Source organism: Leeuwenhoekiella aestuarii (genome assembly GCF_004104055.1).
GTDB classification, from domain to species: Bacteria; Bacteroidota; Bacteroidia; order Flavobacteriales; family Flavobacteriaceae; genus Leeuwenhoekiella; species Leeuwenhoekiella aestuarii.
The window spans coordinates 437,300-451,063 of the sequence record NZ_QOVJ01000002.1; the positions used below are offsets into that span (position 1 = coordinate 437,300).

Here is a 13,764-nt window from a genome sequence, read left to right on the forward strand (position 1 = left end):
TAAAATGTTATTTTTATCGACAAAAACTATTAGTTTTGACTTGTTTTAAATCCCAACTCATTGAAACGTAAGTCCATTACAATTTTAATTGCTCTATTCTCACTATGTTGTTTTTATACTGCTAGTGGAGCAATTGATTCTAAGGATGTATTAAGTTACCAGAAGCCAAATCTTCAAAAACAAGTAGATAGCATTCTAAAGGTTACAGATAACAAAGAATATGATCTGGCTATAGAAATGGCTTCTTCTCTTATAAATGAGGCAGAAAAAAGAAATGAGAACGGTTTTCTTTTTCATGGCTATAATTTATTAAGTATTACTTACGATCAACTACAGGACTCTGTACCTGCTTTTGACTACGCTAAAAAAGCATTACATTTTGCAAAGCTTTCTAAGAATGATACTTTAATTGCATGGGGCTACAATAATTTAGCGGCTAGTCTATCAGAATATCCAGAAACGAGAGATCAGGCATTAAGCTATTATAAAGAATCATTAAAAATTCAACGTCGTCTTAATGATGGAGAATTTTTAGATGCAGCTTTAAATATTGCTGAGTTATATAGAGAAGAGGAGAATTATACAATGATGTATCCTTATCTAAAGGAAGCACAAAAAAGCTATGATGGTGACTATTTCTATTACAATGACCCTCTGGTTTATTTAAATATTCTTTGGGGTGATTATTATAAGGGTCTTGACTTTCCAGATAGAGCTTTAGTATATTATAATAAAGCTTATGATTTAACTGAAGAAAAGAAGATGGATTATCTGGCGCTTGATTTCTATAGTAAGTTTGCAGATTTTCTTACCACATATGGTAAACCCAAACAAGCCCTAGAAGTTTACAAGCGCTATATTTTTTATTTTAAAAATAAAGAGCAGGTTAAAAGTCATGAGACTTTTCAATTAGCTCAGGCTCATATGGAAGCTGAAGAGTTTAGAAGAGCTCGCAATGATGCGGAATTAAAACAGCAAATTTTAGATCAGGATTTACAGCGTAAAAAGACACAGTCTGTTCTTTTAGGATCTATTATAGGTCTCATGGTTTTGTTTCTGGCTTATTTGTTCTACAGTGAGCGCTTAAGATTAGGTCTTATTAAAAACTTAAAACTCAACAACAGACATTTAAAAAAGGCAAAAGACCGGGCAGAGAAAAGTGAGCGTTCTAAAACTAAATTCTTCTCTACATTGAGTCATGAGATGCGTACACCACTTTATGGAGTTACGGGTATCATTTCAATACTGGAAAAGAAGGATGCTTTTGCAGAATACAAAGATGAGATAGGCTCGTTAAAATTTAGTGCAGACCACTTACTTGATATTATTAATGACTTACTGGATATTTCTAAGCTAGAGGATGATAATTTTGAGCTAATCAATAAACCTTTTAATGTAAAATTGTTGGTTGAAGAGCTTGTAGGTAGTTTTCAACAGAATAGCTTAAAAAATTCAAATTGTAAGATTATCTGTGATGTTGATTCTTCTATGCCTAATTATGTTGTAGGAGACTCTAGAAGAATTTCTCAGATTTTGCTTAATATTTTGGGTAATGCTGTAAAGTTTACCCCAAAAGGAATCATTGCTATTCGTCTTCATAGCAAGCTTTTGAGTAGCGGTAAGTATAAGATTCAGTTTGAAATTGAAGATAACGGTATAGGTATTCCTAAGGAAAAGCACGAATCTATATTTGATGAATTCAGTCAGTTAGATGATCTTCAGTCAGACAACAAAGGAACCGGTTTAGGGCTTCCTATAGTGCGTAAACTATTGAATAAAATGGGCTCAGATATTGAGCTTAAGAGTGAGCCGGGGCAGGGAAGCATTTTCTCATTTACTATAGAATTTGCTGAAGCTACGCTGCTGCAAGTTATAGGGAAGAGAGAAGCTAAAAAATCTGAAGGGGATTTAGAACTTACCAATCTTAAAGACCTGCGTATTTTAATTGTAGATGATAATAAAATCAATAGACTGGTTACCAGGCGTGTTCTCGAAAATCAAAATGCCATCATATTTGAAGCTCAAAATGGCGAAGAAGCTTTAGAACGCACACGTAAACATCATTATGATATGATAATGATGGATATAAATATGCCGGGTATGAATGGTTATGAGACCACAAAAGCCATACGTGTATTTGACAAATCAACGCCTATTATAGCCTTAACTGCTGCCGAAGCATCCTATGTAAAACAAAAGGTTAAAGAGAGTGGTATGAACGATGTCATAACCAAACCTTATAACCTTAAAAAATTCTCAGATGTTATTGCCAAAGAGATCAAAGGGCGAAATCAAATTACGGGTTGATCGTTGCAGTCATTGTTGATTCTGCTAATTGCAATGGGTATTTTTTGAGAATGTGCTTTGTCTCTACTACCGAAAGTTGTGTATAGTTCTTATTAAATTCCTTCTGACTATAGTTTTCTCTCATACTCTTATAAGCAGCTTTAACCTCATCTAGCACCAGAATATAATCTGTATAGTTTAAACTTCTAGAAACATCCAAGTTCACATAAGCTTTCTCGGAAGAAGCGGGCATTACTTCTGAGTTGTTTACATTCTCAACAAAGTCAATCAATTCTTGTTTCAATTCTGAGAGTTGCATTTCGTAATTTTGAATCAAATAATCACCTTCATCATTTACCGAAATCTGAAAAATATTACGTTCTGCAATTTTAGATGAGCAATCCTCCTGTTCGCAAGGTTGTGGCAAATTCTGATCAAGACCTTTGTCAGTCTCAATAGTTGTGGTGGTTAAAAAGAAAATCAACATCAAAAAGGCAATGTCTGCCATAGATCCTGCATTTACACTTGTAGAAGTTTTCATAATGATACATTTTTATGTTAATAATTGAAAATGTATCAACTAGCGTGCCTCAGTTTCAATCGCTTCCAAATTTAGAATGTTGTATCCCTCAACACCTTCTAAATTCTCTTATTTTTTAATTTGCTTTTGAATTTTTTCGATAGCTTGTTGAATTGACTTTTCGGGTTCTATGACGTTGTAGGTTCCCCAGAAATCAGGATCGGCAAAGCCTGAAGCTTCATCAGCCAGAATTGTACTCGGTTTGAATTTTGTTCGGTTAGAAACAGATTCTGCATCTATCTGTTGATCCCAATCGGTTATAAGCATCTCGCTTGTTATTCGATATTTGTTATTGAATAACTTGCGCTTCCAGTTAACAACAAATTCCAGATTTACATTACTATAGCTGTAATACCATTTACCGTCTGTGTTTCGGTAGTCAACGCGATAACTTATTTCAGTAGGATAAACCTTGACGCGATTGGGTTTTTTCTTAACAAATAAAGCAGAAGCCAACTTTCTATTTTCAACATTAAGATTATAAATAGCGTTAGTCAAAGCATAGGTTTTAGATTCGATATAGACTTTACCGTAGTATAAAGGATCTAAAACGGTTTTCTTCTGTTTGAAGTTTACTACGTAGATCATTTTTCCGTCATTCATAAGCGACTCTCCAAATTCGAACTCATAATTATTCAACGATTCTGAAGTCATAAAATATTCAGGATATTTTACAAGATCTGCATATAATGCATTTAGAGGGCCTCCTTGTAATTTGATAGCTACAGTGTCAAGTCTATTATAATTAGTGCTTTTACGGGCTTTATAAATAGCCACAAGATCATTGCCTGCATTGGTATATGCTTGTTTTTTTATAGCTACGACAGCTTCTGCGAGAGACGCGCTTCTATTACGCTTATTTATAGCTTCTCTGTAAAAAGCGGTCATATAGGTTTGCTCTTCGAGATAATTATCTTTTCGGTTGGCAAAAACTTTAGCCATCAGGCTCTTTGCATCTTTTGGTCGGGTAATGTTAATTTCATCAAGCTCTAACGCCTGTGGCTCTAGCTCTATGGTGTTTTTAATTTTTGTGAGATCTGCTAGTATGATGAGTAGCTTTTTATAACCGGGATAGGTGACCGATACTTTAGCATTTGGCATCGGTTTTTCTATTTTAAGAGAAAAATCACCTTCTGAGTTGGTTACTGTAGCAATGTTAGTACCTGTAATTTCCAGATTTACAAACGGTAGCGGCTCTCCGTTACTTTGATCAACAACACTTCCCTTATATTCGATCAATTGATCGGTTTCTTGTGCAAAACCGTTATTCTGTATAAAAAGTATTCCTGTGAAAATCAATATAAATTTAAAAAGAGCAGGAAAACCAGTTTGTATTGAGGAATTGTAACTTTTCATAAGCTTATATTGAGTTTTTTATTTTGAATTTACGATTTTTTAAGAAAATTATAAAGTATAATTTTTAGCTAAAAACTACTGGCACGATTTCTGTTTCACTATTAAAAATTAAATTTGTGTGCATTGCAACATATTACAGCAATACACGTAATTATTGTTAGAAAAATAACATTTGAAAAGTTTACTAAAATATAATTCTCATTTTAACAAACACGGCAAGACGTTAGGGCTCTTGTTTGCATTCATAGTGATGAGTTTTACTATGCATGCGCAGATTGATAATTCATCGGGTTCATTTAAAATTCCAGCTGTAGAAGATTCGGCAGGAACACCTACACCAGTCCCTGCTGATCTTCCAAAAGCTCAACCGGATATACCTGCATCAAGAGGAGGCCTTACTTTAGATTCAGATGGTAAACTGGTAGAGCGACCAACTTTAAAAGCACCAGAGTCTACTAATTTTTATATGCTGAAATTAGAAGACTTTGCTGATGCCGGACAACGTTATACAGATATTATGAATGAACGCGAAGCAAATCGTACAAGCGACCGTTCTGAAAAGCCTGCACATCAATCTGATCAGGATTTAGGAACCTTTCATAGCGGAGCACAGCAGGTAAAAATAATGTGTAGAGATTATCAGTTTGTTGATGGAGATCGTGTTGCTGTGTTGGTCAATGACGAAATTGTAGTACCTAGTATTTGGCTTACTGATTCGTGGTCAAGTTTTTATATTCCGTTGAAACCCGGTTTTAATAGAATTTCATTTAAAGCTTTAAACCAAGGTTCTTCAGGACCTAATACTGCGGCGTTTATAATTTATGACGATGCAGGAAATGTGATAAACTCTAATGAATGGAATTTACTGACAGGAGTAAAAGCAAACTTGATGATTGTGAAAGAATAACCAGGATTATATAAAAGAAAGAGCCGCAATTTGCGGCTCTTTCTTTTATGGATCATTAGTGTAAGATTACAATTCACCTTTTTGTTCTTCGAGATTGTTGTTTCTAGAACCTCCCTGGCTGTATAATTTGTTTTCTTCGTCTTTGATATCAGTAGTATTCTCTCCTGTTGGGATGTCTAAGTCTTTACCAGTAAAATCTACGTCTTTTACACGATCACGCAACTGCTCGTCAACCCCTCCATCTTTATGTATATTTTTTTGGTTTAAAACGTCTAAATCTTCTTTAGTTAGGTCAGAATTATAATCTGCTTTTGTTTTTTCTTTAGTGCTCATAATTTTTTCTTTTTAGTAAGCTAGTGTTTCGCCATCGTTTTCTGTGTGTTTTTAACTGCATTTATAGAAAACTATAACAAGGTTTTAATAGGTTACCGTGCATAGAGCGCTAGTATTAATAGTAATTTAGCATTTTCAAAGTTGTTGTAACTAATAGCTTTGTTAGTACCGTATCTATGAGTGAAAAAAGCAAACGCATTTTTTTTAAAATCCTGAGAATTCTTGGTAAGACACTTGCGGTTATTCTTATTCTACTTTTACTTCTGGTACTTTTTATTCGTAGTCCTTGGGGACAAGGCATTATTGTAGATAAAGCAATCAATTATATTACAAACAAGACCAATACAGAAGTTCAAATTGAAAAGCTTTTTGTCACTTTTGATGGAAATATTTCTTTAGATGGACTTTACCTAGAGGACACAAAAGGAGACACGCTGGTCTATAGTAAACATCTTGAAGCAGAAATACCATTATGGTCAATAATCAATGGTGGAGCAATAGGTGTAGATGATGTGGCCTGGGAAGGTCTTAAAGCCAATATTATTAGAAAAGATTCCGTTGCAGGATTTAATTATCAGTTTTTAATAGATGCTTTTGCAACTACTGATACAACAAGAGTAAATCAAGCAGCCGCCGATACTACAGCCCTTCAATTCAATTTAGGTGATTTTACCTTTAAAGATTTTGATCTTAATTATTTTGATAACGTAGGCGGTATTCAAGCCCGTTTAAACCTCAAAGAACTGGAAATCAATATGCGTAAGACAGATCTTGAGAATATGAGTTTTGAAGTAGGTGATGTTTATCTTAATGATACTAAGGTAGTTTATAAGCAAACAAAGCCTTTTCCGGTTTCTGATGATTCTTCTGAAGTTCCTATGCCGAAGTTCAGCGTAAAAGATTTAAGAATTAATAAGGTTACGATAGATTATACTTCAGTACCAGACGGTATTGCTGCGGTAGCGGAATTAGGTGATTTTGAGACTGATATTCCACAAATTGATCTACAAACTAGTTATGTTGAAATAGGGGATGTATTGCTCAATAATTCAGTTGTTCAAGTAGCAATGATAACTGTTGAAAAACCTATAGCTGATAAAACAATAACAGCAACAGCACCAACTTCAGTTTGGCCGGAGTTTACCTTAATAGTTGGCCGTATAAATCTTTCCGACAATATCATAAATTATACACTAGACGGTGCACAAGTCACTCCTGGTATTTTTAATACGAGTGCCATTGCGATAACCGATTTAAATCTGGATATCGAAAATATTCAGTTGAAGAACAAAACATTTAATGCTGATTTTAATTCGGCTGGTTTCACTGAGGCTTCAGGTTTAAATTTGAAGGAGTTAGCATTTAATTTGAATGCTACAGATCACAATCTTGATTTCAGTAATTTATCGCTTGTGCTAAATCAAAATACACTTCAGGGAGCTGGAAAACTCACCTATAAATCTTTAGATGGATTAATTGAAAACCCCGGTTCAGCTCAACTTAATTTACAAATACCAAAAGTTGTAGCAGATCTGAATACCGTTTTTAGGTTTCAGCCAGACTTAAGAAGGAATGAATATATGGCAACGTTGAGTAAGCGTTTGTTAACCGGTAGCCTGAGTATGACTGGGAGTCTTGATGCTTTAGATATAAAACCTACCCGTTTTAACTGGGGTAATCAGACCAATTTAAGTCTTCAGGGATCTATTTACAATGCCACAGAGCCTGATAAAATCGCTTTTAATATTCCAGTTTATAAAATTAATAGTATAAAAACTGATCTGAACCGGTTTTTAAATGAGCAAGAGTTAGGCGTTCAATTGCCTAAAAAAGTTCAGCTTGCTGGTTCTTTAAAAGGAAATATGACTAAGGTCATTACCAAAAGTAAACTAACAACCACAGAAGGGTCAGTAAGTTTAAACGGTACTGCTGGTTTTAGCGATGCTATAAATTTTGAAGGAGATGTTGTTGCTACACAAATTCAGTTGGGGAATTTGATGCAAAATGAGATGTTGGGCGTTTTAGATATGAAACTTACCGCAACAGGCTCTGGAAGTACGCTAAATGATCTGGATGCAACCTTAAAAGCAACAATTGATAGTTTGGGCTTTAATGATTATACATTTAAAGACCTCAACCTTATCGGAACATTTAAAAATGGAGCAGGTAATCTAGCTTCAACTTATAAAGACGAGAATCTGAACATGAAGTTAGATGCGTCAGTAAGTTTAGATTCTATAGCGTCTGCCGCCACTGTTGATTTAGACCTTATTGGTGCAGATTTGCAAGCTTTGGGTTTAACAGGGCAAAATATTAAAACAGCTTTTACACTTAAGGGCTATTTTAAAGGAGTTCCTGAAGATTATGAGATCAAGTCTGAGATTAATAGGGGAGTCGCCGTTTATGACAATAAAGCTTATCAATTAGGTGATCTAGATATCGCCGCTTTTGTAAAACCTGATACAACATCTTTAGATATTAGTAACCGAATTCTAAGTTTAGACTTAGAGTCTAATGCTAGTCCGCAACAATTCTTAACCGCTGTTCAGAATCACTTTAAACGGTATTTAGACAAGAACCCCACAATGGATACTATTGCAGATCCTGTATTGATGAAAATACGGGGTTCTGTGCATCAGGCACCTATCTTAGGCGAAGTTTTTATACCAAATCTTAGAGAGCTAGATACCGTTGATATAGCAGTCGATTTTGATGAATACAAACGTACACTTATCGCAGATATTGAATTACCGTATATTAATTATAATGGTTACACGATAGATAGTCTGGCTATTAAAATGCGCTCTGATAAAGAGAATATGGATTTTGGGTTAGGGCTGAAAGAACTCATCGCCGGTCCTGTAGATATGCAAAATACGCGCCTGGGCGGAAGGGTCACAAACAGTATGATGTATTTAGATTTCTTGTCTATGCATGATGGAGAAAAACTGATGCATGTGTTATCTAAAATAATGCTTGAGGAAGACAACATTAAGATAAGTATTGATCCTGAAGATTTTATTCTTAATACGAAAAAATGGGATATAAACCCTAATAATAGCATTATCCTCACAGAGTCTAATACCATTTTTGAAGATTTTATAATGTCTTATAAAGATCAGCAGATTGAAGCGGGTAATGATCTTCCAGGTATTTCAAAAGAACATCTGGGTGTGAGCTTTACCAACTTTAAACTAGCAAATATTATGTCACTGCTTAATCCTGAAGAGTCTCTTGCAAGAGGTAAACTCAGCGGGCAGTTTGCTGTTGAGGACCCTTACACAAGCCCCGGCATGGTTTTAGATCTTAAAATTGTTGATTTTGAAGTAGTAGAAACTAATATGGGGGTGCTTACTGCTACCGGAAATTCCATTGGGAATAATGGATATGATTTTGATCTAAAAATAAAAGAAGGTGTAGCAGATATGGATCTTACCGGTAATTATACTGCAAAAGAAACCGCAGCATCTATAGCTATGAATCTAGATCTTAATCGTTTTGACATTAAAGCTTTAGAAAACTTTTCTATGGGTGAATTATCTGAAGCTTCAGGAACTATAAGTGGTAAAATGTCATTAAGCGGAACCACTCTAGAGCCTAAATATGATGGTGATTTTAAATTTAACGATGCCCAATTTAAAATCACAAAGCTTAATGCTCCCTTTTTATTAGCCAATGAAGAAATTCGGGTAGATAACGAAGCGGTTTATTTTAATGACTTTAAAATACAGGATGCCAGCTCAAACTCCATTATCGTAGATGGGGAAGTAGGTACCAAAAGCTTTGTAAACCCCACTTTTGATCTTACGATGAAAGCTCAAAACTTTAAAGCTCTCAACTCAACCAAAGAAGATTTTGATTTAGTTTACGGCACAGTGGTTTTTGACGCAGATACAAAAATCACTGGAGATTTAAATCTTCCTAAAATAGAATTAGACTTAACGATGAATTCTGAGACAGATGTTACTTATGTGCTTCCTCCTTCTGAGGTGCAGATCGAGTCAAAGGATGGGGTTGTAATTTTTGTAAATAAAGAAAACCCTGATGCTATTTTGACTAACGGGGAGGAGGAGTCTTACACTGTTTCTGGTTTTGCAATTGATGCAACCTTTAAAATTGAAAAAGGAGCCAAATTCAATCTGATCATTGATGAGCAAACAGGAGATAATTTTCAGGTAAGTGGTACGGGTGATCTTGAGTTTGATATGTATCCTAACGGAAGAATGACACTTAGCGGTCGTTATGATGTTACAGATGGTCATTATGAGATGAACCTGTACAATCTGGTAAACCGGAGGTTTGAGCTCGCACCAGACAGTCGTATTACATGGTCTGGAGACCCGTTTGATGCCGATCTGGATATCAAAGCTTATTATAGTGTTGAGACTTCAGCGAGTGGCTTAATGGCTTCACAAACTAGCGGGGCAGACATTAGTACGCAAATGCAATACCGTCAACAGGTGCCTTTTCAGGTTTATATTAACATTAATGGTGAATTGATGAAACCGGTGATCAACTTTAGTCTTGATATTCCTGAGGCGAGTAGGGGGGCTGTAGGTGGCCAAGTTTACAGTCGTGTTCAGCAGTTGAATCAGCAGGAGAATGAACTCAACAAACAAGTTTTTTCATTATTAGTTCTTAACCGCTTTTTTCCGAGTTCTTCAAGCGATGGTAGTGGTGGCGGAACAGCTAGCATAGCTCGTGATAACCTCAATGATGCGATTTCAGATCAGTTAAATGTATTTTCAGATAAATTATTAGGGAATACTGGTTTTGACCTCAATTTTGGTCTGGACAGTTATACAGATTACCAGGGTAGTGCACCTCAAGACCGTACGACACTTGATATTGCAGCTCAAAAAAGTTTGTTTGATGATCGTGTTGTAGTAAGTGTAGGTAGCGCAGTAGACCTTCAGGGCAGTGGTAATTCTGAGAACGGAACCGCACCTGTTGTAGGAAATGTGAGTATAGAGTATTTACTAACCGAAGATGGTAGGTATCGCTTACGCGGATATAGACGAAGTCAGTTTGAGAATATTATTGATGGTCAGATAATCGTAAACGGAATTTCATTATTGTTTACACGGGAGTTTAACAAGTTTACAGAATTATGGCAATCCATGTTTCCTGCAAAAAACGAAGAGGAAGATGAAACGAATGAATAATACAAAAATAATTTTTTCGATAAGTACGGCTCAAATTGTTCTTGCACTTCTAACTGTGCTGTTTCTTTACAGCTGTTCGGTAGAGCGTTTTATACCTGATGATGAATTTTTATATACTAAAGAAACAGTTATACTCACACCAGATTCTGTAGTTAATGATCTTGATGATATAGAGCTAGACTTAAAAGCTGCATTGCGGCCAGAGCCGGTGAGTTCGGTTTTAGGAGGATATCCCGGTTTGTATTTTCATTATAAAGCTAATAGAGAAAAACCCGGCTTTATAAACAAATTTCTCAATAAAAAAATGGGTAAAGAACCTGTTTATGCGTCAGATATTCAGACGTATGAGATGGAGCAAATTCTGTTGAATCGTTTAGAAAATAAAGGTTTTTTTTACAGCGTTGCAAATTCTGAGATCGTAAGAGACACGACTAATAAAGAGGCTGAAGCGATTTATCGTTTACGCTTATCAAAACCCTATCGTCTTAAAACTTTTCAGTTAGATACAGATACTTTACCAGTTTATAGTAAAATTCAGAACTCTTTATCAGAAACTTTAATAAAACCTGATATGCGTTTCAGTTTGAATGCGATGAAAGCAGAGCGCGAACGTATTGATGCTTATTTAAAAGGTGAAGGATATTACAATTTTAACTCTAGTTTTTTGATTTTTGAAACCGATACCAATCAGTATAAAAACAAGAAATTCGATCTCTATTTACGATTAAAAAAAGATGTACCGCAGAAATCTATTGTACCTTATAAAATAGCGAAGGTGAATATTTTTCCTAATAATCGGGTAGATGTAGACAGTACTCAATTAGATACCACACGCTTTGCAAAAAAAGATTTTATTCAAGATGAAGTGTATTTTAAACCAAAACGTTTAGACCCATTTGTTTTAATTGAAGAAGGTGATCTGTACAGTCCGGCAACTTCAAAAGCAACAGGGAGGCGTCTGGGATCTATAGGAGCATACAAGTTTGTAAATATTAGGTATGACGAGTTAGAAAATAAAGATGAAGATAGTCTGGGGCAGCTAGCAGCAAATATTTACTTATCGCCATTAAATAAGCGAGCAGTACGTGCAGAGGTCAAGGCGGTAACTAAATCTAACGGATTCTCCGGTCCGGGACTGGGTCTTACGTTTATCAATAGAAACTTGTTTAAAGGAGGAGAAACTCTCAATATCTCTTTAGACGGAGCGTATGAGATACAAGTAGGAGGATCAGGAAACAATCAGGGTTCTTCAAGCATTCAGTTGGGTGTGAGTAGTTCGCTTATTTTTCCAAGAATGCTCTTTCCTATTGAGATCTCTAAGAATTATTTTAAATATGATATTCCCAAGACCAAAATGGAGTTGGGCGTCTCGTATTTAAATAGAACCCAATATTTTACACTAGGTTCTGTAGAAGCTAAATTTGGTTATGTGTGGCAAGCTAATAAGTATGTGACGCACGAGATCAATCCGGTCTCTATAAATTATGTTTCACTGGCTAATACGACTGATGCTTTTGACGACATTCTTGAGGCAAATCCCTTTTTACAAACCAGTTTTGATCAGCAGTTTATATCGGGTTTGACCTATTCTTTTATTTATAATGGAATGGTTGATACGGGTAAAAAGCACCAGATTTATTTTAATGGAAACTTTGAGACTGCAGGAAACAGCTTGAGTCTAATTGCAGGCGGAGATAAGCCTCAAACTATCTTTGGGTTAGAGTATGCTCAGTTTGCGCGTATTGATGGAGACATACGCTACCATTTTAATTTTGCAGAAAAACAAACCATTGCAGCCCGTCTTTTTGCAGGTGTGGGCATCCCTTATGGAAACTCAGATGTTGTACCGTATACCAAACAGTATTTTGCTGGTGGCCCGTATAGTGTAAGGGCTTTTAGAACCCGTTCTCTTGGTCCGGGGACTTATCAGCCAGATGATAGTGAGACTTACAGTTATTATGATCAGACCGGGAACTTGCGTTTAGAAGCTAATCTGGAATACCGTTTTCCGTTGATTAGCTTGCTTCAGGGAGCATTTTTTGTAGATGCCGGTAATGTATGGAATACCACAGATAATGAAGCTTTAGAAGGCGATACATTTGGTAGTGATTTTATCAACCAGTTGGGAATAGGTGGTGGTTTTGGGATGCGTGTAGATATTCAGAGTTTTGTGATTCGTTTAGATCTTGCAGCACCATTTCACGATCCTAGTTTAGCCGAAGGCCAGCGCTGGTCTTGGGATTTTGAGAACCCCATTCTCAACTTCGCAATCGGTTATCCATTTTAAAAAGCTTTAAGCTTTTGTTTGAGGATCTTTTTTAAAAAGTTCGATGATATTAAATAAAAGAATACAAAAGATCACCCAGATAAATCCTGCTATAAATCCGCCTGCGATATCAGAAGGAAAGTGAACACCTAAGTAAATTCGGCTGATTCCAATACTTAATAGCAGTATAGTTAATATGGTGATAGTAGCTATTTTTAAAAACCTATTCATTTTAAATTGAGTAAACAGGTATATTAGAAACCCATAAAAAGCCATCGCACTCATAGCGTGACCACTAGGATAACTCAATGTTTCTACAGAAACTAAATGTTCTATACTAGGGCGAGCACGATCTATAAAACGCTTTAAAATAACATTAGAAACCGATGCTAATGCTAGGACAAGTGTTGTTTGTAAAACATACTTCCACTTTTTGAACACAAAGAACGAAACTCCAAAAAAGATTCCTAAAACAATCAGGTAGCCGTATAAATCGCCTACATCTGTCACAAACATAAAATATTTAGTAAGTACAGGATTTCTGTACGATAGCACATAATCTGTAATTGCAGTATCCCAGGAAGAAAGTGTCTCTGACTCTAATGTATCTGTTAACTCTATAAAAAGATTGGTGCCTACAATAACAATTATTAAGGCAATAATAACCGTTAAAATATAGGGTAGATTTGTATTGTATTGCTTGAATTTTTGAGCAAGAATATTCCGTAGTTTATAAATAAATTCAAAAAGGGATCTTCTCATAAATTCAGAATGGGTTTTGTTTTAGTTGAATTGCGTATCTAGGTAATTCTTACAAACATATTAATCTACAGCCTTTAAGGCGGCCTATTTAATGAAACTTTAAAAGTAT

General features: G+C 35.5%; 8 protein-coding genes. 4 read left to right on the top strand and 4 right to left on the bottom strand.

Annotation, left to right across the window (positions count from 1 at the left end; translation table 11 throughout):
• The first annotated feature begins 60 nt into the window (after positions 1-60).
• Positions 61-2,307, top strand: coding sequence for a tetratricopeptide repeat-containing hybrid sensor histidine kinase/response regulator (locus DSM03_RS07895; RefSeq protein WP_128760977.1), 2,247 nt, complete (start codon positions 61-63; stop codon positions 2,305-2,307).
• Here the strand turns inward: DSM03_RS07895 and DSM03_RS07900 are convergent.
• Together DSM03_RS07900 and DSM03_RS07905 are read right to left on the bottom strand one after the other, a co-directional pair.
• Positions 2,297-2,827: an ExbD/TolR family protein gene (locus DSM03_RS07900; protein ID WP_128760976.1), complete on the bottom strand. Its 531-nt coding sequence runs from the start codon at positions 2,825-2,827 to the stop codon at positions 2,297-2,299. The two genes, DSM03_RS07895 and DSM03_RS07900, sit on opposite strands and share 11 nt — an antisense overlap.
• Positions 2,828-2,935: 108 nt before the next feature.
• Entirely contained in the window at positions 2,936-4,222 is a 1,287-nt protein-coding gene (locus DSM03_RS07905; RefSeq protein ID WP_128760975.1) for a carboxypeptidase-like regulatory domain-containing protein, read from the bottom strand.
• Positions 4,223-4,394: 172 nt separating this feature from the next.
• On the opposite strand from DSM03_RS07905, the gene DSM03_RS07910 reads away from it, so the two are divergent.
• A complete protein-coding gene (locus DSM03_RS07910) occupies positions 4,395-5,129 on the top strand; it encodes a hypothetical protein (RefSeq protein ID WP_128760974.1) in 735 nt (244 codons plus the stop codon).
• Positions 5,130-5,195: 66 nt separating this feature from the next.
• On the opposite strand, the gene DSM03_RS07915 is transcribed toward DSM03_RS07910, so the two are convergent.
• Entirely contained in the window at positions 5,196-5,462 is a 267-nt protein-coding gene (locus DSM03_RS07915) for a hypothetical protein (protein ID WP_128760973.1), read from the bottom strand.
• A gap of 176 nt (positions 5,463-5,638) precedes the next feature.
• Between DSM03_RS07915 and DSM03_RS07920 the strand changes: the two genes are divergently transcribed.
• Positions 5,639-10,627 (top strand): translocation/assembly module TamB domain-containing protein, encoded by a 4,989-nt coding sequence (locus DSM03_RS07920; protein WP_128760972.1) that lies wholly within the window; start codon positions 5,639-5,641, stop codon positions 10,625-10,627.
• Positions 10,620-12,914: a translocation and assembly module lipoprotein TamL gene (gene tamL / locus DSM03_RS07925; RefSeq protein ID WP_128761317.1), complete on the top strand. Its 2,295-nt coding sequence runs from the start codon at positions 10,620-10,622 to the stop codon at positions 12,912-12,914. The genes DSM03_RS07920 and tamL overlap by 8 nt, the downstream gene beginning before the upstream one ends.
• Positions 12,915-12,920: 6 nt before the next feature.
• Here tamL and DSM03_RS07930 read toward each other — a convergent pair whose 3' ends face one another.
• Positions 12,921-13,655 carry a phosphatase PAP2 family protein gene (locus DSM03_RS07930; protein ID WP_128760971.1) on the bottom strand — a complete coding sequence of 245 codons (735 nt, stop codon included), beginning with the start codon at positions 13,653-13,655 and terminating at the stop codon, positions 12,921-12,923.
• Positions 13,656-13,764: the final 109 nt, after the last annotated feature.